The following is a 25,295-nucleotide window of genomic DNA, read 5'->3' as shown; positions in this document are numbered from 1 at the left end:
GCAGGTGAGGGCTGCACTGTGCAGGCGATGGATCGCGCTGATAATCTGATGTGTGCGAGCGGTGTTGTGGTCGGCAGGTGCGAGCTTTAGGAGAGCTTGCGCGACATCAACAAGTCAATTTGCGGGTCAGAGCCGACCGGGTACACATGCTTGCCGACGAACTCGAAACCCTGCTTTTTGTAGAGGGCTTGAGCGGGCTTATTGCCTTCCCACACGCCCAACCACATCGAAGTCTTACCAGCTTCGCGAGCCATATTCTCAGCTTGCGCCATGAGGTAGGTACCCAAGCCGCGATGTTTGAAAGCAGGCAGAATGTAGAGGCGCTCGACCTCGAAGGAGGAGCTTTTCGCCATCGAATCATCCGACTGCGCGTCGTCGACATTGGTCTTCAAATAGCCGGCGAGCTGGCCATCGGCGTAGAGGAAGAAGAAGCGAGAGCCGATGAGGTGGAGCTGGCGGGTGAGTTCCTCGGTGGAGTAGGCAGAGCGCAGGAAGGCGGCCATGTCGTCAGGCTCGGTGATGCGCTCGAAAGTGTCTTGGAAAGTGACGCGGCTGATCTCTTGGAGCTTTTCGATGTCGGTAGGAGAGTCGCTGACTTCGACGAGACGGAGCACGCCAGAGAACTTTTCGTGTTGTGGTTCTGATGGCACGAGTGTCATAGTCGTCCTTTCCTCAACGGTTACGCAGCTGGCGGCTATAATTGTCAGCCTGCACTTTTGTGCTTGCCTGGCGCACGTCTCCAGTTTATCGCTGCGCTTTTGTGAAGCTTCAGTGTCATGCCTGAACGTTACATTCAGAATACGCTTCATACAGTACACCGCAGCGCGCGGCTAGGCTCTGGCGGGAGCGCGGGCTTGGGCACGCCAGTAGTGCAAAACCTGCTTCGACTGCCTCAACAGGTAAGATAAGTGCAGTTATCAGCAGACTTACTTAGCAGCACTCTATTATCGCTGTGTTAGGGACAGGAGAAAGCAACAGTGTCACTCGAACACCCGAGCAACAACGGTCTCACCCTTCGTGACGTCTATGAAGAAATTCTTTCTCGAGCACCAGAACACAAGCCACAACCCAGCCTCGAGCGCATGCGCTACTGCCTCGACCTCATGGGCAACCCCGAAAAGAGCTTCCGCGTCATCCACATCACCGGAACCAATGGCAAAGGCTCCACATCAGCACTGGCTGAAGCACTGCTTCGTGCCTATGGCATGCGCACTGGCTTGTACACCTCCCCACACCTGGAAAAGGTGACCGAACGCATCCGCATCGATGGCGAGCCAGTCTCTGACGAGCGCTTCGTCGACCTGTGGCTGCAAGTGCGCGACTTCATCAACATGACCGACGAATGGTCGAAAAAGCAAGAATTTGGCGCTCGCATGAGCTTCTTCGAAGTGCTGACCATCATGGCGATCTGGGCCTTCGCCGACGCTCCTGTCGACGTCGCCGTCATCGAAGTGGGTATGGGTGGCCTGTGGGATGCCACCAACGTGATGGATGGAGCAGCCAGCATCATCGGCCCTGTCGGCATGGACCACATGCAATGGCTGGGTGACACCGTCGAGAAAATCGCCACCGAAAAGGCCGGCATCATCAAGCCCGGCTCGGTGGCCATTATGGGCCCGCAAACCAAGGAATCGGTGCGCGAGATCATCCGTAACGCTGCAGCCTCCCAGCCTGGCGCAAGCTTGCTGGAGGATGGCGAGCAGCTGAAGGTTATTTCCCGCCTTCCTGCCGTCGGTGGCCAGGTCGCCACTTTGGAAACGCCCAACGGCACGTATGCTGACGTTCCGATCAAAATGTTTGGCGAGCACCAGGCCCATAATGCGCTGGCCGCTCTCGCCGCATGCGAGGTGGTGTTGCCGGTCAACGGCGCTTTGGACGGTTCAGTGGTGGAACAAGCCTTCTCTACCGTCTCGATTCCTGGACGCATGGAGATTATCAGGCATTCGCCAACCATCATGCTCGACGGAGGCCACAACCCGCAGGCCGTCACCGCATTGCGCAAGGCGATTGAAGAAAACTTCGACTTCACTCAGCTCGTCGGCGTCGTCTCGATGATGAAGGACAAGCAAGTCGAAACCGTGTTGGGCATTTTGGAACCATTGCTCAGCCAAATTGTTGTCACTCAAAACTCCGAGATTAACAGAGTGATGCCTGTCGATGACTTGTATAATGTGGCCTGCTCTGTGTTTGGCGAGGATCGCGTCTACCGCGAACCTCTCATGACTAACGCTTTGCAAAAGGCTGTTGACCTGGTTGATTCGCATGATGAAATCGGTGTGGGTTACGGCCATGGCGTTCTCGTCACCGGCTCCTTCGTCACTGTTGGCGATGCGCGAGAACTATTGAAGCCTCGCCAGAATGCTGACTTGTTGAAGCCGAAGAGTGAACGCGCTCGTAACTGAGCTCGTAACTGAGCAAAGTAGGTTACCTCGTGTATCTCAAAGAACTGACTCTGCGCGGTTTCAAATCATTCGCCCTGCCCACCACACTGCGCTTCCAACCGGGAATCACCGCAGTGGTGGGCCCGAATGGTTCAGGCAAATCGAATATTGTTGACGCACTTGCTTGGGTGATGGGAGAGCAGGCGGCTAGGCAATTGCGCGGTTCGAGCATGCAAGATGTCATTTTCGCCGGCACCGCAACCAGGTCATCCCTCGGCCGCGCACAGGTGAGTCTGACGATTGACAATTCCGACCATGCTCTCAACATTGAGTACTCCGAGGTGACAATCTCGAGAACAATTTACCGCAACGGTGGTTCCGAGTATTCTATCAACGGCCAGCCCGCCCGCCTTCTCGACGTGCAAGACCTTCTCTCTGACGCCGGTTTAGGCTCGCAAATGCACGTCATCATCGGCCAAGGCCAGCTCTCGCGCATTCTCAACGCCGACCCTCAAGGCCATCGAGCCATCATCGACGAAGCTGCCGGCGTGCTCAAGCATAGAAAGCGCAAGGAACGCTCGCTGCGCCGCCTCGATTCCACCCAGCGCAATCTGCAACGCTTGGATGACATCATCGCCCAGCTGAGCAAACAGTTAGGACCGCTCGAACGCCAATCGCGAGCAGCGCGCAAAGCAGGAGAGCTCAGCGAGGCAATAGCCCAACACAAGGCGCTGCTTTTCGCCGACCAGTTGCGAAGCGTGGAAACGGCTTACCATTCCACCCTCGAGCAGCTCACCACTATTCGCACTCAGCTAAAAAGCTTCCGCCGCGAGCTTGCACAGGTGAAAAGCGAGGTAGAAGCTCAAGAGCTCACTTCTCAAGCTTCTGACCCTCAGATTCGCGAACTGGCAGCAACGCTGAACTCCTACCAGCAGCTCAGCTCTCGCCTCGAATCCTTGGATGTGCTCACTTCTGAACGTGTGCGAGCGCTCACTGGCCGCTTGGAAAGCCTTCCTGAAGAAAACCATTCGGGGGGAATTCTGCGCGCTCGTGCAGCAGAAACAATAAGTGACGCAACCGCCAGCGAGCAGGCGGAAAAGCAAGCCCAAGAAGAGGTGGAAGCGGCCCGAAGCCATCGCGAGGAGCTGGAAAAGCAGCTGGTTTCTACGAGGCGAACCTTAACTGAATTGCGCGAGTCGGCGCGCAGAAAACAAGGTGCGCTCACCAAACTCGTTCAGCTGGTTGCCGGCCGTCAGGCGATGAATCAGGCCTCGCAGGCGAGACTCACGGAGTTGTCTGATCAGCTGGTGCAGGCGCGTGTAAAGCTTTCCGAGGCTCACACTTCGGCGTCGCAGATCGATGAGGAGGCGAGCCAGGAGCAGAGTGACGCTTTGGCTGCTCAGGTGCAGCAGCTTTCGGCGTCCTTGGCTGAGCTTTCTGATGCGCTTCAGGCGGCCGGGCAGCAGGTGCAGGAGGCTGAAGCGCGTCGTATTCGTTTCACCGCGCGCGCCGACGCCGTTTCTGACACTCTCACGTCTCGTCACCACACTTCTTCTCGCTCTTCAGCTCCCAAGATTGCCACTCTCGGTGCACTCGCCGAATGGATTAATGTGGACACCGGCTGGGAGGACGCGGTGTCCCGCGCACTCGCCCAGTGGGCCGATTCCCTCGTGCTGGCTGATCCTTCGACTTTGGGGGAGGCGCTTGACCAGGCAGCGCAGCATTCGGGTGTGAAGCAAGCCTTCTTGCTGGCCAGCGCTAGCGGTTCACGTTCCACAAGCTCAGTTGCCAGTGGTTCGGCAGTGTCTAGTTCGGCGCGGTCTGGTTCCTCTGATGTAACCTTGCTTGCCAGCAAAGTCCACGCCGATTCGACACACGACGATGCCCACGCTTCCGCCGTTCTCGCGAACGTCCACCGTGCGCTGGACGGCATTGCAGCAGCCGAAACCATTGACGAAGCGCAACACTTGCTGCAGGTTGAACCAACTCTTCGCGCGGTCATGGTGAAAACAGGGGAGTTGCTCACCCACTTTGGCGGTGTCACCCGCTCCACCGAAGCCCCAAGTGACCTCGCACTGGTGTCCCGACGAAACCAGGCGCGTGCACAAGCCAAGGAAGCGCAACAGCAGCGTGACAATCTCGAGCAACACGCCGACGAGCTGAGTCGCCAGCAAGAAAGTCTTCGCCAGCAACTCAACCACGCGCAAGAGCAGCTTCATCAAGCCCAACTGGAGGCAGGCCGTCGTCAAGAGCGGCTTAAGCAGGCCAATCAGCAGGTTGCTGAACAGGAGCGCTTGGTCGAGCGGCTGGAAAAGCAGAAAGAGCAGGAAAAGCACGAGCTTTCCCAGGGTGTGAGTGAGCTGGAGGAGCTCACGCATTCGCTCAACCAGGCGAGGCTTGCTGCGCAGAGCATGAGCACGATTGAGGACGCGGAAAAGCAAGAGCGCGAGCTTGAAGTGAGCGTGACCGACGCCCAGCGCGAGCATATGATCGCCACGCAAAAGCTTGCCGAGCAGGGTAGGCGCACGCAAAGTTTGAAGCGTCAAGCGCAAATGCTCACCGACCAGGCACTTCAAGCCGATAAGCAAGCCCAACAGACTGCTCGCCAGCGCGCAACTCTGACTTACCGTTTGTCGCTGCTGCAGCAGGCGCATGAGAAGGTTCAAACGCTTGCCGATTTTGTCACCCACCGTTTAGCTGCGGTCCAATCTCAGCATGAGCAGGCCAGTAAGCTTGCCCAACAGCGTGACAATCAGGTCAGCGAGCTGCGTGCACGTCGTCGTGAACTCGAACCTCAGGTTGCTCAGCTGGAGAAGAGCGAGCATGATGCTGATCTCGCTCGCGAGCGCTTGAGCATTCAGCTCACAAATATTGGCGATTCGGTGCGCTCAGAGTTGGGCTATTCGCTCGAGCAGCTGCGCAAGAACACCCAGGAACAGTCAGCCGCCCAGCAGCCTTTCGACCGCGCGGCCGTACAAGAAGAACTCGAAGCTTTGCAGCGCAAGTATCAGCGCTTGGGTGCTGTGAACCCGCTCGCGCGAGAAGAGTATGACGCGCTCAACGAGCGTCTCGACCACCTGAAAACTCAGCGCAACGATGTCGCTCAGTCGGTCAAGGACCTTCATAGCGTGGTGGGAAATCTCGATTCGACGATGGTCGACGTCTTCCAGCAGGCTTTCACTGATATTTCGCGCAAATTCACCGAGATTTTCGCCGAACTCTTCCCTGGTGGCACGGGCAGGCTTCGCTTGGAGGACCCAGATCACCCGCTCACCACGGGCGTTGTGGTGGAGGCGAGCCCTGCTGGCAAGCGCGTGAAGGCCTTGTCCCTGCTTTCTGGCGGTGAAAAGTCGCTGACTGCTTTGGCCTTGCTTTTGGCTATATTTGAAGCGCGCCCGAGCCCGTTTTGCATTATGGACGAGGTGGAAGCAGCCCTCGACGACCTCAACTTGACGCGTCTTCTGGCCGCGTTGAAGCATTTGCGAGAGTCGGCGCAGCTTCTGATTATCACTCACCAGCAACGCACCATGTCCATCGCCGACGTCCTCTACGGTGTGACGATGCGCGCGGATGGTGTGACGGCAGTGATTTCCCAATCATTGGAGGAGATTAGCAGGCAGCGAGAAAACAGCAGTGAACCTGGAGCGTTCCTAAGCCCTCGACTCGTGTCAGAAGCGAGTGGGGACTAGCATGAGGGGGAGAAGGGAGGCAACTGTGAGCACAAATTCCGAGAAACGCGAGGCTTTCTCCAAGATTGCTGTGCCAGTGTTGGACAGCTTGTATCGCCAGGCGCTCAAGTATACGGGGAACCCTGATGATGCTGAGGATCTCGTTCAGGACGCCTTTGAGCGAGGGTACAAAGCTTTTGATAGTTTTACGCCGGGAACCAATATCTCTGCTTGGCTTTCCACCATTTTGCGCAACACGTACTTCAACCTGTATGCCAAGAATAAGCGTCGTCCTCAGCGAGCTAATGAGGAGACGGGCGAGTTTAACGATTGGGATTTGTACGAGGCTGCTGACCATACGGGCGAAGGCATGAAATCGGCCGAGGAGACGTATATCGACCAGCTTCAGCCTCAAGAGATTATCACTGCGCTGAAAAATCTGCCGCCGGAGCGCCGTCGCGTGTTTGTTGCTGCTGCTATTGAGGGCAAGAGTTACAAGGATATTGCAGCCGATGAGGGCATCAAGATTGGCACTGTGATGAGCCGGTTGAATAGGGCGAGGACACAGCTGAAGAAGGAGCTGGCTGGCTATATCACGAGTTCAGGTGGCCAGGATGGACATTCCGCCTATAGCACAGGCAGGAATAGTAAGAATGCACACAGTGTTAATAAACGTGATAAGTAAGGAAGTGGGTGTGAAATGAACGAAGAAGGTAGCAGCCTGAGTGTAGGCGAGTGTGCTGGCCAGAGTGCTGGACTCATTGCTGGATCGACCGTCCAAACTGTCACGATGACAGCTGAGTATAGCGTGGAACATTACGGCGTTGATTTTACTGAACATACTGAAGTAACGCAGTATTCCGCCGATTTATGCTTCGACCAAGCTTTATGTGATGAGCAAGAGAAGAACATGATTAACATGATTCGCTTCTGCATGCTCTCTGATCGTGTTCGCCCGGAATATCAGAAAGTTCATTGCCCACAATCTCTCAAGGCGCGTTGCCTCAAGAGCTTGGAGGAAAGCGAAGCCTGAGGCTTTATAGGCTGAACGTTTTCACCGAGAGACGGTGAGTATCCGCGGCGAGTATCGACGATGAAAATCCGCGGTGATAATCAAAACGGAAATACAAAGTGGGGACGGCATCTGCACTGCTTCATGCAACTGCAGGTACCGTCCCCACTCTCGTTTGTCATCAGTAAGTTCAGGCCTTACCTCTTACAAGCAAGCAACCACAACTCATGCGGTTGGCTTCTTGCCGTGATTAGCCTTCTTCTTACGAGCGTCACGACGCATACGACCGCGCTTACCCATGTCCATCTCCTTTATTCTGGGAACTCCAAACGTCCATAGTATCCCACTCGGCCGGGACTGACCAGTCTCACAGCTTCAGTTTTGCTCGGCGGAGAAGGTAATCGTCGTAGCAAAGCTCTCCGAAGGCTTCACCACCACGAGGTTCTTACCCGTCTTGAAAGCATTCGCATAACCGGTCATCGGCTCAATAGCCACACCAGATGGGTGCTTATCTGCAGGGAAGCCGAAGCCATTGCACACCTGCCAGGAAGTGACAGTCTCATCGCCGTCGAGAGTGACAGAAATGCCGTCAGGGCGAGTGAAAACAGCCTGAGAGTGGCCGCGCTCATCACGCACCACATCCTCAAAGGCGTCATCCAACACCTTGCCCTTCAAGCTCGTCAACTCCAAGAAGTCGTACTCGCTACCAGCAACATCCACGCTCTCACCGGTGGGGATGAGGTTTTCATTGACCAGAACGCGCTTGCGAGCACCCAGCTTGAGCGAGCACAAGTCATCCTGAGCCATAATCGGATCGTTACCGTAAAGGTCCTTACCGTTGGAAATCCATGGGTGGATGCCGAAAGCCCATGGAGCGTCAACATCACCGTTATTGTGAACGGTCATCGTCAAACTCAATCCCTCGTCGCTCATGCGGTAGGTTATCGTTGCGCTCACGGCGAATGGGTAGGATTCCAGAGCAGCCGAGTTACGCCACTCCAACTCCACAGCGTCATCGCGCAGAGCAACCAGGCTCCACATCGAGCGATAGCCCAAGCCGTGGATGGCATTGTGGCGAGTCACCTCGTCGATTGGGAACTGATAATCTTTGCCCTCAAAAGTGTAAGAGCCGCCTTCAATGCGGTTGGGGTAAGGAATGAGCATGTAGCCGTTGCAGCAGGGGACTGGCTTATCCGGGTCGAAACCAGCAAGCAGGTTCTTGCCCTTCCAGCTGAGCTGACGAAGGATTCCGCCTTGCTCGCATACGGTTGCCTTGTAGTCGCCATGGGTGATGGTGTATTGGTTGCCAGTCAGTGGCTTGGTCAATTGAGTCATTGTGCTCCTTTGAACAATTGGTACAGCTTCATCCTATCGCGAGCACAGTAAAGGTGTGACCGTTCACAACGGAATAGTCTCAAGGTTTTCTAGGCCGAGTCTCAGAAGTGTCACGCTAGTGTGCCGTGCGGCTGGCTGTTGCTCGTCCGCCACTCACCACTTGGCAATCGGCGCGAATTGCGCGTTGCAGGCGCTCGCCAGATTATCAGGGTCAATAACCAGCGAGAACCCGCGCTTTCCTGCGGAGACGAGAATAGTCGGGAAGTCGTGAGCGGATGTGTCAATGAACGTACGGTGAGTCACTTTTTGGCCGAGCGGTGAGATTCCTCCTGTCACATAACCGGTCACACGCATGGCTTTCGCTGGGTCAGCCATCTCACACTTCTTCAAACCAGCTGCTTGAGCCAGCGCCTTCATATCCAAGTGGCCCGCAGCCGGCACTACACCCACCACAATCTCATGCGTGCTCTCATCTTCAGCGAGGAGCGTTTTAAAGGTTTGATGGGGGTCGACTCCCAGCTTTGCTGCTCCTTCGAGGCCGTAACCCTTGTCCATGTGGTCAGCGTCATGCTCGTAGGAGACTGTTTCGAAGGAAATTCCGAGTTTTTCGAGAACCGCTGTTGCGGGAGTAGAAGCGCTATTCTGCTTTTTCTTCTTTGCCATTGCTTCGCCTCGTTTCTTCTCAGTATGCTCTCCTAGCCTAGCGCGAGGCAGAACGTCAGTTGCGAGCGTGAGTCGTGGCTTGGGCCTTGGCGTGAGTCGCAGCGTAACGCTGTGCCTTGAATTTGCGCATAAAAAAGCCGCCCCGAAGGGCGGCTCATCATGAAACCTGACTAATTGTCAGTGTTCAATCAGTTGTTCTCAACGAGCTTGGCGAAGTACAGCAGGGTACGAACCATGTTGCAGGTGAAGCCATTCTCGTTGTCATAGAAGGAAACGGTGCGAACCAGCTGATCGTCGCCCACAGTCTGAACGGCGGTCTGAGTTGCATCGAAGACGCCACCGTGAGTGTCGTCGATGATGTCGGTGGTGACGATGCCCTCATCGTTGTAGCCGAAGTACTCCTTGTCGGAGAACTCAGCCTTGAAGGCATCGTTGATCTCCTCAACGGTGACCTTCTTGTTGAGAAGGGTGGTCAGCTCGGTGACAGAGCCATCAGGAACGGCAACACGCTGTGCATGGCCGTTGAGCTTGCCATCGACGGATGGGACGACCTTGCCGATTGCCTTTGCTGCGCCGGTGGAGTGCTCGATGGTGTTGATAGCAGCAGCACGGTTGCTGCGGCCATTCTTGCCACGAGGACCATCAAGAATCATCTGGGTGCCGGTGTAAGCGTGAATGGTGGTCATCAGGCCAGCACGAATGCCGAACTTCTCATCGAGAAGCTGAACCATAGCAGCCAAGGAGTTGGTGGTGCAGGAGCCAGCGGACACGATGTTGTCGGTTGGCTTCAAGGTTTCATGGTTGACACCATAAACCACGGTTGGGGTGACGTCATCCTTTGCTGGAGCGGAGATCAGAACCTTCTTTGCGCCAGCATCGAGGTGTGCCTGGCTCTTCTCAGCAGAGGTGTAGAAGCCGGTGCACTCGAGAACGAAGTCAACACCATCGTTCTCAACCCACTTGAGGTTGCGAGCATCGCGCTCTGCGTAGACCTCATACTCCTTGCCATCAACGACGATGGAGTGATCGGTGGAAGTGACCTCAACGAAGGAACCGTCCAGGTGACGGAAACGACCATGGGTGCTGTCGTACTTGAGCAGGTAAGCCAGCATGGATGGGGTGGTCAGATCGTTGATGGCTGCGACCTCAATGTCACTGGCGGAACCGCCCTGCTCCTGAAGCTGGAAGATGCGGCGGAAGGCCAGACGGCCGATGCGACCGAAACCATTAATACCAATTCGAACTGTCATTTATATTCCTTTGAGAACGGAGGCTCAAGGAGTCAAACCTCAAAAGCCTGCTCTGCTGTGGACAGTTCCTATCATACAGTTTGGGCAGACGAAATCAGCTCTCTTTCCGCATTATTACGCGCTTTTCTCGCAGTTTTGAGCTACGGGCGATAGCTCGGCGCGTGTGGGAATAAAGGAATTTGTGACCGTTCACACAGTTTTGTGCTTACAGCTGCTTGGCTTGGTTGCGTTGAGCGTCCTCGCTGAGCCCGGCCACACTGAGATTAGCAGTAATGCCTTGGTACGCCTGCCCTAAACTTTCGTTGTCGCTGCGTCGTGTCGCTAAGCTCACCAACTGCACATCAGCAGGTACCACCACATGAGCCGAGCCTTGGCCTATACTCATCCGTGCCGTCTGCGGGCCAACGGGAAGGCCGGAGCGAATATTCTCCGCGCGGGTGCGGAATCGATTGGATGACCACAGTGGCTCGTCATAACCGGAATCGACGTGCTGTGCCTCATAGAGCAGCCCGGTGATGCTCACGTCCTCGACGACATCAGAGGTGGGGATAATGCCCACTGCGCTTTCGCGCGCATCGAGATCAATCAGCTCGGGGGAGCGCAACGTCAGTTCACCATTATTCATACTGGTAATCTTTTGCCGCTCAGAAATGAGCACGCCTAGCCCGCCGTTGAGGCTGATATGCGTCAGAAGGTTGAGGTTGAGCAGGGTCAGGTCCCAACGCCCACCGAGCGAGCCATAAATAAGGAAGTAGCGGTAGCCTTTCAGCCAGCCTAGGCGCACGGCGTCGGTAAGGTCAGTGTCGTCCTTGTCGACCGGCAGCTTGATCAGCTCCATTTTCTGGCATTTCTCCAGATTGACAGCACGCATTTTCTCCAAGATCTGACTACTGGAGGCACTCGCCGAGTCAAAATCGCCAATGATGGCGTCAGGCACGATTCCTCGCTCGAGCAAACTCTGCGCGCCACCGTCTGCGGCAATCACCATGTCACGGCTGCGCACGCTGATCTGCTCGGAGTCGCTCAAAGGAAGAGAGCCCACGATGATGCAGGCGGGAGTTGTTGTGAGTTCAATGTGGCGGAAGTAGTCCAGAAGCGGGGAAGTAGGGTAGGCTTCCTCGCCTGAGGTGGGGCGAGTGTTAACTTCGAATTGCGGTGCTGGGCTGGAGTGTGTCATACATCTAGCTTAGCTGATAGTCTCGGGTGCGAGCGATAAGAAAGCACTCGATCAGTGTAGGTGCGCTTGCGCTCGGTGCATGTACGTGGTGTTTGCATTGAGTGTTTGCGCTTGGTGGCTGAACTCGGCGTTTGTACTCAGTGTTTGCACTAATAGTTTGCACTTTTCGTGAGGGTTTGCTATAGTATCGCTTTGGCTTGAGGAATCAAGAAAGTGGAGTATCCCACCTGGCTGCCTTTTATGGTAGCGGGTATGAAACGCGAACTTCGGTTTGTGCGCGCGTTTTCGCGCTGGTATGTACTGCTTATGCACATGCGTTTAGGCATGGGTTTTAGCATGCACAGTGGTGCTTGAGGCGATGGGGTGCTTTATACACAAACATTTGTTGTAAGGAGTCATCATCAGCGATCCGAGAATCAACGAGGACATTCGCGTACCAAAGGTGCGCCTGATTGGTCCTAACGGCGAGCAGGCCGGCGTCATCGCTACGAGCGTGGCGTTGAACCTCGCGCGTGAAGCCGGTTTGGACTTGGTTGAGGTTGCAGCTAACGCCAATCCGCCGGTTGCGAAGCTCATCGATTACGGAAAGTTCAAGTACAACGAAGCTCTCAAGGAAAGGGAAGCTCGTCGTCACCAGAACACCGCCGAGATCAAGGAAGTTCGCTTCCGTCTCAAGATCGATGACCACGACTTCCAGACGAAAGAGGGTCAGGTAGCCCGATTCCTCAAAGGCGGAGACAAGGTCAAGGTCACCATTATGCTTCGTGGCCGCGAGAGGTCGCGGCCGATCGGTGGCGTCGAGCTGTTGGAACGCCTCGCTCAGGACGTGGAAGAGTTCGGAACTGTTGAGTCTCGTCCACGCCAAATGGGTCGTGACATCATCATGACTTTGGACCCGAAGGGCAAGAAGGTGCACCTCGAGTCCGAACAGCGCCGCCGCGGTAAGCAGCAGCGCGCCGAGCGTCAGGCTCGTCAAGCAGCCCGACTCAAGGCCAAGCAAGAAGCTTTGCAAGCTGAAGCGGATGCCTTGAACACTGAGACTTCCGCACAGGAAACCGATAGCAAGGAGAGCAGCAATGCCTAAGAACAAGACTCGCACCGCAGCAGCGAAGCGCATCCGCTTCACTGGCACCGGTAAGCTGGCTGTCGCCGGATCCGGCATGCGCCACAACTTGGAGCACAAGTCTTCCAAGAAGCGCCGCGCACTGTCCCGCGACGGTATCGTCAGCAAGGATCAGGCTAAGCGTATGAGTCATCTCCTCGGCCGCTGAGGCAACGAGGCATAAACACGAAGAAAGCTGAGGAAAAATGGCACGTGTGAAGCGCGCAGTGAATGCGCATAAGAAGCGTCGTACAGTTCTCGAACGTGCAAAGGGTTACCGTGGCGCACGTTCCCGTTCCTATCGCCGTGCGAAGGAACAGCTCCTGCACTCGTTTAACTACTCCTTCCGTGACCGCCGTCACCGCAAGGGTCAGTTCCGCAAGCTGTGGATTCAGCGTATCAACGCTGCCGTCCGCGCTGAGGGCATGACTTACTCCCGCTTCATGCAGGGTCTGCGTTTGGCTGGCATCGAGCTCGATCGTCGCGCTCTGTCCCAGATGGCTATTGAGGATCCAAACACCTTCAAGACCATCGTGGAAGCTGCTAAGGCAGCTCTGCCAGAGGACGTCAACGCTCCTGTGGAAGCCTGAGTTATCGAGTTACTCGAATTCATTGAGAAATGAATTCACACAGTAGCTAGCGTAACTGTGAAAGCGCCGCCTGCGTGGTGGCGCTTTTTTGTACCCTGCGTCACGCCCGCCCGCGCTGGCATCTGAACCGCACGCTAACGCTAGCTAGTGGCGCTTGATGTATCGCCTGTCGCTGAGCCAAGCCTGGCGGATACCATATGAGAGGGGAGGAAGACTATGCAGATCAACGAGGTGATCAACCAGTTCTTGGTGTACATCGATGCAGAACGAGGCCTCTCACAGGCCACCGTGAACGCGTATAAAACCGACTGTGCACGCTACTCCAGCTGGCTCGCCGGGCACGCAAAAACCCGCATGGACGACATCACCACAGCCTGCATTGAAGATTTCCTTGGCTCCCTCGTCGACCTCTCCGCATCCTCTCGCACACGCATGCTCGCCTCCATTCATGGCCTGCACCGCTTCGCCTTCTCACAAGAGCTCGTGAAAACAGATGTTTCCGCCTTCGTTCACCCACCGCGCCGTCCACAACCGCTGCCCGATATTCTCAGCGTTGAAGAGGTGCAACGCCTCATTGAAGCAGCCAGCGTGGGAACGGGGGACGACCCCGTGAGTTTGCGCGATCGGGCGCTCCTCGAGTTTCTCTACGCCACCGGCGCTCGCGTTTCAGAAGCCTGTGGCCTCGACCTTCCCAATCTTGACCTTGACTCTCAGCTGGTCCGGCTGCTAGGCAAGGGCAATAAGGAGCGTATCGTGCCCCTCGGCTCGTATGCGTGCGAGGCTTTGCAGCGCTACCTCAATGCTGGCCGCCCGCAGCTGAAGTGGGCGAGTAGTGGTAAGCCTGAGTTGAGCGCGGTCTTCCTTAATAAGCGAGGTAAGCGCTTGTCTCGTCAAAGCGTGTGGGAAGTGTTGCAACTGTGCCGTGATCGCGCGGGTATCGTCAAGCCCGTCCACCCTCACACCCTTCGCCACTGCTTTGCCACGCATCTGTTGGAGGGCGGTGCTGATGTGCGAACAGTGCAAGAGTTGCTGGGTCATGCTTCAGTAACGACCACCCAGATTTACACTCATATTTCTCAGCAGCGCTTGCGCGATACCTACCAGCAGGCTCATCCTCGCGCACTCTGAGTGCGCTCGCTACACCCTTGTAGTTACACCCAGTAGTTAGAGCGGGCGCAGGGCACCCCTCCGATGTACATCAAATAGGCGTACATACGTGGTAATCTTGTATTTCTCCCTTCAAGGGGAACAAAGGGCAGAAAAGCTGATAACCTGAAGCTATGCCACAGGATCTGTTGAATCGCGAATATGAAGAGTTCCCAGCGCCTCAAGCACTGGCAGAGCATGGACCAGCGTCGATCATTGCTATGTGCAACCAAAAGGGCGGTGTCGGCAAAACGACCAGCTCCATCAATATTGCCGGCGCGCTCAGCCAATACGGCAGGCGAGTGCTCCTCATCGACTTCGATCCGCAAGGTGCAGCTACCGTCGGCCTGGGCATCAACGGCAACGATGACTCCATCAAAACCATCTACGACGCCATGTTCGACATGAACCTCGACGTTCACGAATGCGTCGAACACACCAAGTTTGACAATCTCGACATCATTCCGGCCAACATTGACCTGTCTGCCGCAGAAGTCCAGCTCGTCGCCGAAATGAGCCGCGAATCCATTCTTTCCACCGTCATCCAGCCGCTGGTCAGCGAGTACGACGCCATCATCATCGACTGCCAGCCATCTTTGGGCTTGCTCACCGTCAACGCTTTGACCGCAGCAACTGGCGTCATCATCCCGCTGGCGGCCGAATACTTCGCTCTGCGCGGTGTGGCACTGCTCATGCAGTCGATTACCAAGGTGAAGAAGCGCATTAACCCCGGCCTGGAGGTTTACGGCGTTTTGCCAACCATGTTCACCCGCACTCTACACTCGCAAGAAGTGCTCGAGCGTACTTATGAAGCTTTCGGTGACAAGCTCTTCCACACGGTGATCACGCGCTCCATCAAGCTGCCTGATGCCACTGTCGCATCAACGCCGATCACCATGTTCGCTCCTGAACACAAGGTGGCAAAGGAGTATCGCGCCGTCACTCGTGAGATCATCGCTCGTGGAATCGTCGCCTGAAACTTTTGAAGTGAGCCTTGAGAACTTCTCGGGGCCCTTTGACGTGCTGCTTGACCTGATCCAGGCGAGGCGTTTGGAGTTGACAGAAGTCTCTCTTTCGGCCGTTACCTCCGAGTTCATCGACTACGTCAAACACCTCGATGCCAGCGTATCGGCAGACCGGGCGAGTTCCTTTCTTTCGGTGGCTTCTGTGTTAGTGCAGGCAAAATCTGTGGCTTTGCTTCCTGATGTGGACACGCCTCGAGATGACGACTCGCTGGAGGCGTTGGAGCAGCGCGACCTTCTCTTCGCTCACTTGTTGCAATATCGCGCTTTCAAGCAGGCCGGGGAGAGTTTTGCGAAGAGTATCGTCGCAGCCGATCGCGCGCACGTCCATCCTGTTCAGCTCAGTGAGAGCGTGAAAAGCGCTCTCACGAGTGTGGAAGTCCCTGTTAATCTTGAGCAATTCGCCCAGATTGCCGCCCAAGCGTTGAAGAATGCGCCACTGCAGCATGTCACCCTCGCGCAGTTGCACACGCCTTTAGCAGATGTGCGCCACGAAACTCGGCGCGTCACTGCACGATTGAAGCGCGTGGCATCGCTGACTTTTAGTGAACTGATTGACGACGCGGAAGATATGTCGGTGGTGGTCGCAAGGTTTTTGAGCTTGCTGCTGCTGTACCGGCAAGGCGCGATCCAGATGCGGCAAAGCGAGCCGAATGCGACGCTGGAAATTCGTTGGGTCGGCGAGAACGGGCGCCATCGTCATAGTGACAGTCAGCGCATCGATCAGGTCAGTGAGAGGGGAGAAGCATGAGCCAGAAGAGTGAGCCGACAGCCCTTCCTGCCAGCTTGTCGGTAAGCCTCGAAGCCTTGCTGATCAGCAGCGACGAGCCGGTGAAAGTGGCGGATTTAGCGGCGTTTCTCAACCTTCCTGACGAGCTGATCGAAGAGGCTATGACCAAGCTTGCCCAAACTTACGAGCATCGCGGGCTCAATTTGCGCGAGTCGGTGCGCGGTTGGGCTTTTGTGTCGGCGCCAGCCTGCGACCCGCTGGTCACGAACTTCTTGGGCCAGCAGAATACCTCTAGATTGTCAAAGGCAGCGGTGGAAACCCTTGCCATCGTGGCTTACAAACAGCCAGTGACACGCTCGGATGTGTCGAATATTCGCGGTGTCAACTCGGATTCGGTTGTCCGCTCGCTGATTGTGCGCGGGCTGGTGGCCGAGGAAAAGGCCAGTGCCAAGTCGCCGAGCAAGCCTGGCAGCGCGGGGGATACCCGTGCGGAAGCCGCCGGCGCGAAACCCGCCAGCTCAGAGGCCACGAGTACGGCCAAACAACTGGTCACCACCGACTTGTTCCTCGAAAAAATGGGCATCGCTTCTCTCGACGAACTTGAGCCGCTGGCACCGCTGCTTCCTCAGGTTTCCCAGGTCGCTCAGATCAGCGAAGAAGAGAGTAAGAGGCTCGCCGCCCGGCCGCGCCAAGCTCAGCTCTTGGACGAAATCGGCGAAGAAAATGTGTAATTTCTCGCACTGACAAGCTTTTCCAAGCCCTTTCGCACCCACACAACCCGCTTCGCGTCGTCCCGCGAGAGTATGGTAACACTGAACCTTTGGCAAGGCCGCCCTGGGGAGTGTGGCTGAGCCATCTCCTCTCACACGCCATGCCCCCGGTAGAAGTTTTGTTTTTGCGTGAATAGGAAGTTTGCCCTATGGCAGTTCGCTCCGATATCAGGAATGTGGCCATTGTCGCGCACGTCGACCATGGCAAGACCACGTTGGTCAATGCGATGCTCGAGCAGTCGCACGTCTTTTCACCTCGTGAAGCAGTTCCTGACCGCGTAATGGATTCGGGCGATATCGAACGCGAGAAGGGCATCACCATCCTCGCGAAGAACACCGCTGTTACTTATAAGGGCCCTCTGGCTGAGAAGTATGGTTCCCCAGAAGGCATCACTATTAACGTCGTCGACACCCCAGGCCACGCGGATTTCGGTGGCGAGGTCGAGCGCGGTATTTCCATGGTCGATGGCGTCGTTCTGTTGGTGGACGCCTCCGAAGGCCCTCTGCCACAAACTCGTTTCGTTTTGCGTAAGGCTTTGGAAGCTAAGCTTCCTCTCATCCTCGTGGTGAATAAGACCGACCGCCCAGACGCTCGCATCGCCGAAGTGTTGGATGCGACGAATGATCTGGTTCTCGGCATTGCTCAAGATGTGATGGAAGAAGGCGTTGACCTCGACCTCGACAAGATTCTCGAGATGCCAGTGCTCTACGCTGCCGCTAAGGTGGGCCACTGCGATACGGTTCGTCCTGCCGACGGTGAAGTTCCTGCCAATGATAATCTTGAGCCACTCTTCGAGGCGATTATCAAGAACATTCCAGCCCCTCACTACGACCCTGACATGTCCTTGCAGGCTCACGTGACCAACCTGGATTCCTCTGACTTCCTCGGCCGTCTTGCACTCATCCGCGTGTACAACGGCACCATCAAGGCCGGCAAGCAGTATGGCTTGTCTCGTGTGGACGGCAGCATCGAGAACTTCAAAGTCACCGAGCTGCTGCGCACCGACGGTTTGGACCGCAAGCATACCGACGAAGCAGGCCCAGGCGACATCGTTGCAATGGCAGGCGTTTCCGACATTATGATCGGCGAGACCGTTGTCGACCCTAACGACCCGAAGCCGCTGCCGCTCATCCACGTCGATGCTCCAGCAATCTCCATGACTTTCGGCACGAATGATTCTCCTCTGGCTGGTACTGAGGGCAAGGATCATAAGCTCACCGCCCGCATGATCAAGGATCGCTTGGACCGCGAGCTCGTGGGTAACGTCTCCATTCGCGTGCTTCCTACCGACCGCCCAGACGCTTGGGAGGTGCAGGGCCGTGGTGAGCTCGCCCTCTCCGTTCTGGCTGAAGAGATGCGCCGCGAAGGTTACGAGCTGACGGTTGGCCGCCCACAGGTGGTCACCAAGGTGATCGACGGCCAGCTGTGCGAGCCAATGGAGCACGCCACCATCGATACGCCTCAGGAGTACATGGGCGCTGTCACCCAGCTCATGGCCGGGCGTAAGGGCCAGATGACCTCCATGAAGAACCATGGCTCCGGCTGGGTTCGTCTCGAGTTCTCCGTGCCATCGCGCGGCCTGATCGGTTTCCGCACCAATCTGCTCACCGCAACTCACGGCACGGGTATTGAATCCAGTATTGCCGATGGTTACGCTCCATGGGCAGGCAAGATCGAGACCCGCCTCAACGGCTCTATGGTGTGCGACCGTCAAGGTACTGCTTCGCCATATGCTATGCAGAAGCTGCAGGCTCGCGGTAACTTCTTCGTCGAGCCGCAGAGCCCGGTGTACGAGGGCCAGATTGTGGGTATTAACTCCAAGCCAGGCGACCTCGACGTCAACGTCACCCTCGCTAAGCACATGACCAACATGCGCTCCTCGACCGCTGATGTGCTCGAAACCCTGACCCCTCCAATCCAGATGTCCTTGGAAGAGTCGCTGGACTTCGCTAACGAGGATGAGTGCGTGGAGGTGACCCCAGAGGCCATCCGCGTTCGTAAGATCATTCTCGACCGCGAGCAGTGGTACAAGTGGAACGCACGCCGTCTGCGCAAGGAGAAGGCTGCTGCCACTCAGAAGTGAGTGAAACTTACTGATGAGCATTGATCAACTGTGATGAGCACTGATCAACTCTGATCAACTGTTGGGCGGGTCGCTTCGGCGGCTCGTCCTTTGTTTTGCGCAAGGTTTTGTTTTGGCGCAGGGTTTTGTTTTGGCGCAGGGCTTCGTTTGGGTTTCCCTTGCGTCTTCTGGCCAGGTTTAGTCCGTTTAGCCATGTGGCGCAGGCTCGCTTTCAGCAATCATTCACCTTGCCCGGCTAGGGTAGCTGGTGAAAGGAGCACTCATGGCACACGCACACCACTCAGGTTGGGAATATCTCAAGATTGTCATCGCGGCAGTAGCAGCCGTGATCATCGGCACTCTTCTGCACCGTTCAGGCGCTGCGCAGAACCTGCCTTGGGGTTTGACCCTCGCCTTCGCACTTGTTGGCGCGGGTAGCGCTATTTCCATCCGCAGGAAAGGCGTGATGGGAGCAGCCGTGTATATGCTCGTCTCCACGCTGCTGGTGTGGAGTTTTGCCATGTATATGGGTCCTGGCGGTGATGTTCTCATTGCGGGCCGCTCAGAAGCTTTCACCACCTACTTTTCGAAGAACGCCGGCATACTGTGGCTGTACGGCGTGATGGTGGTGCAGATACTAGTTATTGTTGCTTCGGCTGTTGTATCGCGCGTGCGTCGTGCGAGAGGCCAGCTCGAGCAGAAAAATCCGGACGCTCAGGAACAGGCTTCAAGCGAAGAATCTGCGTCATGTTAATCTCAAGGTATTGCTCAGGCCTACTGCCATCGACAGGAGCGTCGCGCAACAAGAGCAAATACCAGCCATCCGAGCGCTTCTCCCAGGCTTGCACGTGGCCGACATAGTGCGAGAACTGCGGCCTGCCGTTGACGCGGCCTGCAGGAATCGAAATGCTGATGCGTGTGCCGGGGTGGGGAAGTTTCGCGAGTATGCGTTTGTCATCGTTTTCCATGTTTCCCCTCCTTCGAGCTAGTCTAGGAGCAGGAGGGGAGAGCGTATGAGCGACGTGAGCAGCGACGTGGGGGCGAGCAGCAACGGGACCGGCGATGTGACCAGCGACGTGAGCGCAACTGGGCTGGCGACTGGCCAAGCAACTGGCCATACACCGAGCCGCTTCGACGAGACGATTGCCGATTACCAGCGCTACATCCTCGTCAACCGTGGCCTGTCAGCCAACACGGCGAAATCATACATTTCCGACATTCGCGAATGCTTGCACGTGCTCGAGCTCAACGGAGTAACTGCCCTGAAAGACGTCGATATCATCGCGATCCGCAACTGGCTGGCTCATGAGGCACGCACGCACGCAAGAAGCTCGTTGGCGCGCAAAACCGTGGCAATCCGTTCGTTCTTCTCATGGTGCGCGTACACAGGCAGCATTCCCAGCGACCCTGCCGTCAACCTCCAGACTCCCAAAATCGGTAAGCACCTTCCTCGCGTCCTGACCCGCGACCAGGCGGCTGAGATGCTCGACGATGCGGACGGCTTGGCCCATCACGACGAGATTGCTGCGAACGACGCTTCGAGCAAGAAGCAGGCGGCCATCGAGGCGCGTAATGCCGCCATTGTTGAGCTGCTCTACGCGACGGGCATGCGTGTGGGGGAGTTAACGGGCATCGACGTGACGGACCTCGATTTTCACCGTCGCTCGGTTCTCGTTCACGGTAAGGGCAGCAAGGATCGCGTCATTCCTTTTGGCAAGCCCGCTTCTGACGCGCTGATGGTCTGGCTTTCTACTTGGCGGCCTGAGATTATCACTACCAGTTCCGGCCAAGCCGCCTTCCTTGGCGTTCGGGGTAAGCGGATTAATCAGCGTGAAGTGCGCGCGGTTGTTCACGAGGCTGCGCAGCGTGCGGGCGTTCCTGATATTTCACCTCACGCACTGCGTCACTCTGCCGCAACCCACTTGCTGGATGGGGGAGCAGATTTACGTGATGTTCAGGAGCTTCTGGGCCATTCTTCGCTGGCTACGACGCAGCGTTACACGCATGTGAGCATGGAGGCCATGCGCGAGAAGTACCATCAGGCTTTTCCTCGTGCCTGAGGGCGCAGGCTGACGCGTGAGTTTCAGCTCAACGGGAAGTGGATTAATAACACGTTGAAAGAATTTCTGATAACAAAAATCGCGTAGTGAAAATCTCAAGAAATTCAGGGGAGAAGCTTCAGAAAGGCTGAAATTCTGCCGTTTTTGTGCAAAATGACTAGGCAAGAGCTGAGAAAAGTATAGGATTTGTGACCGCTCACAATGTCCGAGTTTACATTTTGGACACGGTTCGTAATATTCGCTTAACTTTTCATCTTTAAATTCTTACTCAACCAATCGCACAGCGGTTTGGTTCCCTCTCGTCTTCCGAGTGCGGTTGCCAACTGGAGTTCACTCTCCACGGTGAATCGGTGGACGGGAACGGTTACGGAACATAGCGAGGAGTAATCGCCCTCACTCGTAACCCAGGGTTCCAGATCATGATTATTGAGGAGAAATTATGAATAAGACGAAGTTCGCGCTTGCGGTGTCTGCACTGACCACAGTGGCACTCGCAATGGCTGGCTGCGGTAACTCCGCTAGCGGCGGTAACGGTAAGGCTGCTCCTAAGGGCAATCCAAAGGCCATCATTCTGACTAATGGTTGCGAGCCTGAGCACCCACTCGTTCCACAGAACACCAACGAAACCTGCGGTGGTAACCCAATCGGGCTCCTGTTCTCTGGCCTGGTCTCCGTTGCAACAAACGGCAAGGTGGAGAACAACATGGCTGAGTCCATTACTCCTTCTAACGGCAACAAGACCTTTACCATCAAGATCAAGAAGGGCTTGAAGTTCTCCGATGGTACTGAGGTCAAGGCCGACAACTTCATCAAGGCTTGGAGCTATGGTGCAGTCGCCACCAACGCTCAGGTCTCCTCTTACTTCTTCGCCCCAATTATGGGTTATGACGATGTGCAGAAGGAAGGTACTCCTTCCGACACGAAGCTCTCTGGTCTTGAGAAGCTCGATGACTACAGCTTCACTGTGAACCTGTCCAACCCATCGTCTGTTTTCACCACCATGCTGGCTTACCCAGCATTCTCCCCACTGCCAGATTCCTTCTTCAAGGATCCAAAGGCATTCGGTGAGAAGCCAGTTTCTTACGGTCCTTACAAGTTCAAGAGCTGGACTCACAACCAGTCCATCGAACTGGTGAAGAATGCTGATTATAAGGGCACTGATCCAGCTAAGAACGGTGGCGTTACCTTCAAGGTTTACCTCGACACTGAAGCTGCTTACCGCGACGTTCAGGCTGGTAATCTCGACGTGATGGATACCATTCCACAGTCCCAGCTCAAGCTCTATAAGAAGGATAAGAAGGTTCAGGGCTACTCCAAGCCAGGTTCCACCATTCAGGCCTTCTCCTTCCCGAAGGACATGAAGCACTTCGAACAGGGCACTGAGGAAGGTCAGCTGCGTCGTCGTGCAGTTTCTATGTCCATCGATCGTCAGCAGCTCATCGACAAGGTTCTCTCCGGTGTCGGCACCCCAGCTACTGACTTCATCCCACCAGTCATCACTGGTCATAAGAGCGATTTGGAGAACTCCAAGTACGTCAAGTACAACCCAGAAGAAGCCAAGAAGCTCTGGGCACAGGCTGATAAGATCAGCAAGTGGACTGAGAAGGATACTCTCAACTTCGCTTACAACGCAGATGGTGGCGCAAAGCCGATCTTCGATGCAGTTGCTAACAGCGTGAAGAACACCCTGGGCATCAACGCTACTTCGAAGGCTTACCCAACCTTCGCCCAGTACCGTCAGCTCATTGGTCAGCGCAAGATGCAGGACATCTTCCGCGCCGGCTGGATGCCTGATTACCCATCCGCTCAGAACTACCTGGCCCCTCTGTACTCCACTGGTGCAGGTAACGGCAATGGTTCGAACGATAACGATTACTCCAACCCAGAGGTTGATAAGCTCCTCAGCGATGCTGATAGTGCAGCTACTCAGGAAGAGGCAGTCAAGGCTTACCAGAAGATTGACAACATCCTTCTTGGTGATCTGGGCTCTGTGCCAATGTACTATGGCAATGCTTCTGGTGTCGCAGCTCTCGGTATCGGCGGCTTCCAGATGAACTGGCAGAACGAGCCAGTGTTCACCGATCTCACCAAGGCCTGAGCCAGTGAGGTTGATGTAGCACAGAACATCGTCTATCGCTGATAGAGATTGGGGCTACCCTCACTCGGGTAGCCCCTTTTCTTATATTGAGAAATGAATGTTTTTGCAATGCAATCCACTTCACTACTAGGTGATTGGCTGGGACACGTGTATTGTTGAAACACATACTTTCTGTTTGAAGCAGTGGTGTACTGACGCCTCAGACAGAATTAATGAAGGAGAGAATCAATGGGCAAATATCTTCTCCGGAGGATTTTGCAGATGATTCCAGTCGTTATTGGCTCCACGTTGCTGATTTACGCTCTGGTATTTCTGCTACCGGGTGACCCAGTTGTCGCCATCTTTAAAGGCAAGCCTGCTCAGCCTCAGGTGATTGCACAAATTAAGGCTGACTATAATCTCGATAAGCCGTTCCTCATTCAGTACCTGCTGTTCTTGAAGAATGCTCTTACTTTTAACTTCGGTAAGACTTTCTCTGGTCAGTTGGTTTCGGATGTTATTGGCCGCGCATTCCCGAACACTGTGAAATTAGCCTTGATGGCCTTCGTTTTTGAGGCAATCTTTGGCGTCGTCTTTGGTGTTCTCTCGGGTATGAATAAGGGACGTTGGTACGATTCTGTTATTCTCGTGCTCTCCCTGCTTCTCATTTCTGTACCAACCTTCGTTACTGGCTTCTTGCTGCAGTACGTCTTCGGCGTCCAGCTTGCCATTTTGCCTGTGACTGCTTCTGCAGACCCTGGCTTCATTGATTTATTAATGCCAGCTATGGTGTTGGGCTCAGTTTCTATGGCATCGATTATTCGACTGACTCGTTCTGAAATCTCTGCCAATAAGTACATGGATTACGTGCGCACCGCTCGAGCAAAGGGCATGAGCAATCGCTCCGTGACGATGCGTCACATTATTCGTAACTCCATGATTACTGTTGTTACCTACCTCGGCGCTGATATTGGTGCCTTGATGGGTGGCGCTATGGTGACCGAACGAATCTTCAATATCAACGGAATTGGTAACGTTACCTACCAGGCCATTGTCCGTGGAGAAGCCCCACTGGTTGTGTCTGTGGTGACGCTCATGGTGTTGATCTTCGTGATCTGCAACTTGTTGGTTGACCTTCTGTACGTGGTCCTCGACCCGCGCATCCGCTACGAGTGAGGGGAGTGAGTACATATGTCTAACGCAAATTCTGTGAACCCACCAGTCGAACAAGAACCAACAGAGTTCGACCGCAAGGCTCCTATTTCTGCAGCACAAGTGCGTGTTATTGAAGACGGCACCACAACTCTCCCTGGCCAGGAGCGTTTCGTCGCTTCTGTGGAAGATATTCCTATGCAGGGCATTGACCAGGTTGATGAAGCTGCTCCTGCATCATCCATGTGGGCTCAGGCTTGGCGTCGCCTGCGTCGCAACCCTCTGTTCATCGTCTCCAGCATTCTCATTGTGATTATTTTGCTGATGGCGTTGTTCCCTGGTTTGTTTGCTCATCAGAACCCAACGGCATGCAGTTTGAACGATTCTATTGCAGGTCCTCGTGCAGGTCATCCTTTCGGTTTTGACCTTCAAGGCTGCGATATTTACGCTCGCGTAGTCTACGGCACTCGCACCTCCGTGAGTATCGGTATTTTGACTACTATCGCTGTTGTGATTGTCGGCGGCTTGATTGGCGCTATTGCTGGTTACTTCGGTGGTCTTGTCGATTCTCTGCTCTCTCGCCTTATCGACATCTTTTACGCGGTTCCGCTGCTTTTGGGCGCTATCGTCTTGCTTCAGATGTTCCACGACGACTCCAACATTTGGAAGATTGTCATTACGCTGACTCTGTTCTCTTGGGTGAGCATGGCGCGTATTACTCGCTCTGCTGTGTTGTCCGCTAAGAATCTCGAGTTCAACACCGCTTCTACGGCTTTGGGTTCTTCTCGCATGCGCAACTTGTTCAAGCACGTTCTGCCAAATTCTTTGGCACCGATGATTGTCACCGCTACCATGTCGTTGGGCTCTTACATCGTCGCTGAAGCAACACTCGACTTCTTGGGTGTCGGTCTGCAAGGCAATGTGGTTTCTTGGGGTGTGGATATTTCTAATGCACAATCCCAGTTGACTTCTGCGCCGATGATCTTGTTCTATCCATCCGTTGCACTGGCAATTACCGTGCTCGCATTCATTATGTTGGGTGACTGCGTTCAGGACGCACTCGACCCAACGGGTGAATTGCGCTAAGTAAGATCGGA

General features: G+C 55.3%; 24 protein-coding genes. 17 read left to right on the top strand and 7 right to left on the bottom strand.

From position 1 onward, the window contains the following. Window positions 1–86 precede the first annotated feature (86 nt). Window positions 87–659 carry a GNAT family N-acetyltransferase gene (locus tag AEAE_RS03530; protein ID WP_094689749.1) on the bottom strand — a complete coding sequence of 191 codons (573 nt, stop codon included), beginning with the start codon at window positions 657–659 and terminating at the stop codon, window positions 87–89. 318 nt (window positions 660–977) lie between these two features. Here AEAE_RS03530 and AEAE_RS03525 point away from each other — a divergent pair, with 318 nt between their 5' ends. The 4 genes from AEAE_RS03525 to AEAE_RS03510 are packed head-to-tail and all read left to right on the top strand — an operon-like array spanning window position 978 to window position 7,082. Beyond that, complete coding sequence (locus AEAE_RS03525; protein WP_094689748.1) at window positions 978–2,402, top strand: bifunctional folylpolyglutamate synthase/dihydrofolate synthase; 1,425 nt, start codon at window positions 978–980, stop codon at window positions 2,400–2,402. Window positions 2,403–2,431: 29 nt separating this feature from the next. Further along, entirely contained in the window at window positions 2,432–6,070 is a 3,639-nt protein-coding gene (smc, locus tag AEAE_RS03520) for a chromosome segregation protein SMC (RefSeq protein ID WP_158520485.1), read from the top strand. Between the two features lie 25 nt (window positions 6,071–6,095). Next, window positions 6,096–6,734 (top strand): sigma-70 family RNA polymerase sigma factor, encoded by a 639-nt coding sequence (locus tag AEAE_RS03515; protein WP_244569608.1) that lies wholly within the window; start codon window positions 6,096–6,098, stop codon window positions 6,732–6,734. Between the two features lie 15 nt (window positions 6,735–6,749). Beyond that, window positions 6,750–7,082 carry a hypothetical protein gene (locus AEAE_RS03510; protein ID WP_094689745.1) on the top strand — a complete coding sequence of 111 codons (333 nt, stop codon included), beginning with the start codon at window positions 6,750–6,752 and terminating at the stop codon, window positions 7,080–7,082. A 204-nt stretch (window positions 7,083–7,286) separates the two neighbouring features. On the opposite strand, the gene AEAE_RS07055 is transcribed toward AEAE_RS03510, so the two are convergent. From AEAE_RS07055 to AEAE_RS03490, 5 genes are all read right to left on the bottom strand, one after another. Beyond that, window positions 7,287–7,361, bottom strand: a complete 75-nt coding sequence (locus AEAE_RS07055) for a 50S ribosomal protein bL37 (RefSeq protein WP_420835605.1) — start codon at window positions 7,359–7,361, stop codon at window positions 7,287–7,289. 75 nt (window positions 7,362–7,436) lie between these two features. Further along, a complete protein-coding gene (locus tag AEAE_RS03505; protein ID WP_094689744.1) occupies window positions 7,437–8,396 on the bottom strand; it encodes an aldose 1-epimerase family protein in 960 nt (319 codons plus the stop codon). 153 nt (window positions 8,397–8,549) lie between these two features. After that, entirely contained in the window at window positions 8,550–9,059 is a 510-nt protein-coding gene (gene ybaK, locus AEAE_RS03500) for a Cys-tRNA(Pro) deacylase (RefSeq protein ID WP_094689743.1), read from the bottom strand. 188 nt (window positions 9,060–9,247) lie between these two features. Beyond that, window positions 9,248–10,309, bottom strand: coding sequence for a type I glyceraldehyde-3-phosphate dehydrogenase (gene gap, locus AEAE_RS03495; protein WP_094689742.1), 1,062 nt, complete (start codon window positions 10,307–10,309; stop codon window positions 9,248–9,250). 205 nt (window positions 10,310–10,514) lie between these two features. Beyond that, the gene (locus tag AEAE_RS03490) at window positions 10,515–11,486 is read right to left on the bottom strand and encodes a thiamine diphosphokinase (protein ID WP_094689741.1); all 972 of its coding nucleotides are present in this window, start codon (window positions 11,484–11,486) and stop codon (window positions 10,515–10,517) included. A gap of 397 nt (window positions 11,487–11,883) precedes the next feature. On the opposite strand from AEAE_RS03490, the gene infC reads away from it, so the two are divergent. From infC to AEAE_RS06700, 9 genes are all read left to right on the top strand, one after another. After that, window positions 11,884–12,570, top strand: a complete 687-nt coding sequence (gene infC / locus AEAE_RS03485) for a translation initiation factor IF-3 (protein ID WP_094689740.1) — start codon at window positions 11,884–11,886, stop codon at window positions 12,568–12,570. Next, window positions 12,563–12,757 carry a 50S ribosomal protein L35 gene (gene rpmI / locus AEAE_RS03480; protein WP_094689739.1) on the top strand — a complete coding sequence of 65 codons (195 nt, stop codon included), beginning with the start codon at window positions 12,563–12,565 and terminating at the stop codon, window positions 12,755–12,757. The genes infC and rpmI overlap by 8 nt, the downstream gene beginning before the upstream one ends. 37 nt (window positions 12,758–12,794) lie before the next feature. Next, complete coding sequence (rplT, locus tag AEAE_RS03475; RefSeq protein WP_094689738.1) at window positions 12,795–13,178, top strand: 50S ribosomal protein L20; 384 nt, start codon at window positions 12,795–12,797, stop codon at window positions 13,176–13,178. Between the two features lie 216 nt (window positions 13,179–13,394). After that, window positions 13,395–14,306, top strand: a complete 912-nt coding sequence (gene xerD, locus AEAE_RS03470) for a site-specific tyrosine recombinase XerD (protein WP_094689737.1) — start codon at window positions 13,395–13,397, stop codon at window positions 14,304–14,306. 152 nt (window positions 14,307–14,458) lie between these two features. Beyond that, window positions 14,459–15,301 (top strand): ParA family protein, encoded by an 843-nt coding sequence (locus AEAE_RS03465; protein ID WP_094689736.1) that lies wholly within the window; start codon window positions 14,459–14,461, stop codon window positions 15,299–15,301. Window positions 15,302–15,311: 10 nt separating this feature from the next. Next, on the top strand, window positions 15,312–16,097 hold the full coding sequence (locus tag AEAE_RS03460) for a segregation and condensation protein A (protein ID WP_158520484.1): 786 nt from the start codon (window positions 15,312–15,314) through the stop codon (window positions 16,095–16,097). Further along, entirely contained in the window at window positions 16,094–16,807 is a 714-nt protein-coding gene (gene scpB / locus AEAE_RS03455) for an SMC-Scp complex subunit ScpB (protein WP_094689734.1), read from the top strand. The genes AEAE_RS03460 and scpB overlap by 4 nt, the downstream gene beginning before the upstream one ends. A gap of 188 nt (window positions 16,808–16,995) precedes the next feature. Beyond that, window positions 16,996–18,930 carry a translational GTPase TypA gene (typA, locus tag AEAE_RS03450; RefSeq protein WP_094689733.1) on the top strand — a complete coding sequence of 645 codons (1,935 nt, stop codon included), beginning with the start codon at window positions 16,996–16,998 and terminating at the stop codon, window positions 18,928–18,930. A gap of 262 nt (window positions 18,931–19,192) precedes the next feature. After that, window positions 19,193–19,663 (top strand): hypothetical protein, encoded by a 471-nt coding sequence (locus AEAE_RS06700; RefSeq protein ID WP_148139954.1) that lies wholly within the window; start codon window positions 19,193–19,195, stop codon window positions 19,661–19,663. Here the strand turns inward: AEAE_RS06700 and AEAE_RS07020 are convergent. Further along, window positions 19,551–19,877: a DUF6725 family protein gene (locus tag AEAE_RS07020; protein WP_338064394.1), complete on the bottom strand. Its 327-nt coding sequence runs from the start codon at window positions 19,875–19,877 to the stop codon at window positions 19,551–19,553. The genes AEAE_RS06700 and AEAE_RS07020 overlap by 113 nt on opposite strands. 45 nt (window positions 19,878–19,922) lie before the next feature. On the opposite strand from AEAE_RS07020, the gene AEAE_RS03440 reads away from it, so the two are divergent. The 4 genes from AEAE_RS03440 (at window position 19,923) to AEAE_RS03425 (ending at window position 25,284) form a co-directional block, all read left to right on the top strand. Next, a complete protein-coding gene (locus tag AEAE_RS03440; RefSeq protein WP_094689732.1) occupies window positions 19,923–20,969 on the top strand; it encodes a tyrosine recombinase XerC in 1,047 nt (348 codons plus the stop codon). A 439-nt stretch (window positions 20,970–21,408) separates the two neighbouring features. Further along, entirely contained in the window at window positions 21,409–23,067 is a 1,659-nt protein-coding gene (locus AEAE_RS03435) for a peptide ABC transporter substrate-binding protein (protein WP_094689731.1), read from the top strand. 228 nt (window positions 23,068–23,295) lie between these two features. Continuing rightward, complete coding sequence (locus tag AEAE_RS03430) at window positions 23,296–24,222, top strand: ABC transporter permease (protein ID WP_094689730.1); 927 nt, start codon at window positions 23,296–23,298, stop codon at window positions 24,220–24,222. A gap of 15 nt (window positions 24,223–24,237) precedes the next feature. Then, window positions 24,238–25,284 (top strand): ABC transporter permease, encoded by a 1,047-nt coding sequence (locus AEAE_RS03425; protein WP_094689729.1) that lies wholly within the window; start codon window positions 24,238–24,240, stop codon window positions 25,282–25,284. The last annotated feature ends 11 nt before the right edge of the window (window positions 25,285–25,295 follow it).

The sequence above is a fragment of the Aeriscardovia aeriphila genome, from assembly GCF_002259595.1.
Lineage (GTDB): Bacteria > Actinomycetota > Actinomycetes > Actinomycetales > Bifidobacteriaceae > Aeriscardovia > Aeriscardovia aeriphila.
The sequence above is the reverse complement of the archived record's forward strand: the minus strand, read 5'-3'. Positions and strand labels throughout refer to the sequence as shown.

What these genes read in the sequence shown, in the direction of transcription:
- gap (WP_094689742.1), bottom strand. Translation starts at nt 10,309, where the DNA reads ATGACAGTTCGAATTGGTATTAATGGTTTCGGTCGCATCGGCCGTCTG.
- AEAE_RS07020 (WP_338064394.1), bottom strand. Translation starts at nt 19,877, where the DNA reads ATGGAAAACGATGACAAACGCATACTCGCGAAACTTCCCCACCCCGGC.
- AEAE_RS03440 (WP_094689732.1), top strand. Translation starts at nt 19,923, where the DNA reads ATGAGCGACGTGAGCAGCGACGTGGGGGCGAGCAGCAACGGGACCGGC.
- AEAE_RS03490 (WP_094689741.1), bottom strand. Translation starts at nt 11,486, where the DNA reads ATGACACACTCCAGCCCAGCACCGCAATTCGAAGTTAACACTCGCCCC.
- rpmI (WP_094689739.1), top strand. Translation starts at nt 12,563, where the DNA reads ATGCCTAAGAACAAGACTCGCACCGCAGCAGCGAAGCGCATCCGCTTC.
- ybaK (WP_094689743.1), bottom strand. Translation starts at nt 9,059, where the DNA reads ATGGCAAAGAAGAAAAAGCAGAATAGCGCTTCTACTCCCGCAACAGCG.
- AEAE_RS03510 (WP_094689745.1), top strand. Translation starts at nt 6,750, where the DNA reads ATGAACGAAGAAGGTAGCAGCCTGAGTGTAGGCGAGTGTGCTGGCCAG.
- scpB (WP_094689734.1), top strand. Translation starts at nt 16,094, where the DNA reads ATGAGCCAGAAGAGTGAGCCGACAGCCCTTCCTGCCAGCTTGTCGGTA.
- AEAE_RS03530 (WP_094689749.1), bottom strand. Translation starts at nt 659, where the DNA reads ATGACACTCGTGCCATCAGAACCACAACACGAAAAGTTCTCTGGCGTG.
- AEAE_RS03435 (WP_094689731.1), top strand. Translation starts at nt 21,409, where the DNA reads ATGAATAAGACGAAGTTCGCGCTTGCGGTGTCTGCACTGACCACAGTG.
- AEAE_RS03425 (WP_094689729.1), top strand. Translation starts at nt 24,238, where the DNA reads ATGTCTAACGCAAATTCTGTGAACCCACCAGTCGAACAAGAACCAACA.
- typA (WP_094689733.1), top strand. Translation starts at nt 16,996, where the DNA reads ATGGCAGTTCGCTCCGATATCAGGAATGTGGCCATTGTCGCGCACGTC.
- rplT (WP_094689738.1), top strand. Translation starts at nt 12,795, where the DNA reads ATGGCACGTGTGAAGCGCGCAGTGAATGCGCATAAGAAGCGTCGTACA.
- AEAE_RS06700 (WP_148139954.1), top strand. Translation starts at nt 19,193, where the DNA reads ATGGCACACGCACACCACTCAGGTTGGGAATATCTCAAGATTGTCATC.
- AEAE_RS03430 (WP_094689730.1), top strand. Translation starts at nt 23,296, where the DNA reads ATGGGCAAATATCTTCTCCGGAGGATTTTGCAGATGATTCCAGTCGTT.
- xerD (WP_094689737.1), top strand. Translation starts at nt 13,395, where the DNA reads ATGCAGATCAACGAGGTGATCAACCAGTTCTTGGTGTACATCGATGCA.
- AEAE_RS03505 (WP_094689744.1), bottom strand. Translation starts at nt 8,396, where the DNA reads ATGACTCAATTGACCAAGCCACTGACTGGCAACCAATACACCATCACC.
- AEAE_RS03465 (WP_094689736.1), top strand. Translation starts at nt 14,459, where the DNA reads ATGCCACAGGATCTGTTGAATCGCGAATATGAAGAGTTCCCAGCGCCT.